The following is a 381-nucleotide window of genomic DNA, read 5'->3' as shown; positions in this document are numbered from 1 at the left end:
CAAGGTTAGCCCTTTCAAGGTTAGCTCCTCCAAGGTTAGCCCCTTCAAGGTTAGCCCCTTCAAGGTTAGCCTCTTGAAGGTCAGCTCCATAAAGGTTAGCTCCCCGAAGGTTAGCTCCTTCAAGGCCAGCTCCATAAAGATCAGCCCCTTGAAGGTTAGCCCCTTGAAGATTTGCCTCTTTAAAATTAGCCAGATGAATGTTAGCTAATTGAAGGGTAGCCTTTTCAATGTTAGCCTCTTGAAGGTTAGCCCCTTCGAGGTTAGCCCCTGTAAGATCAGCGTAAAAAAGATCAGCTCCTCTAAGGTTAGCTTCTTGAAGGTTAGCTCCTCTAAGGTTAGCCTCTTGAAGGTTAGCTCCTTGAAGGTTAGCTCCTTGAAGGT

The 381-nt window shown here is 46.7% G+C and carries 1 protein-coding gene; it reads right to left on the bottom strand.

Annotated features, from left to right (window positions below; translation table 11 throughout):
• A partial coding sequence (locus ASJ81_RS15775; RefSeq protein ID WP_141241771.1) for a pentapeptide repeat-containing protein occupies positions 1–381 on the bottom strand: 381 nt, incomplete at both ends.

It is taken from the genome of Methanosarcina spelaei, from assembly GCF_002287235.1.
GTDB classification, from domain to species: Archaea; Halobacteriota; Methanosarcinia; order Methanosarcinales; family Methanosarcinaceae; genus Methanosarcina; species Methanosarcina spelaei.
This window is presented reverse-complemented; position numbering and strand designations above follow the sequence as displayed.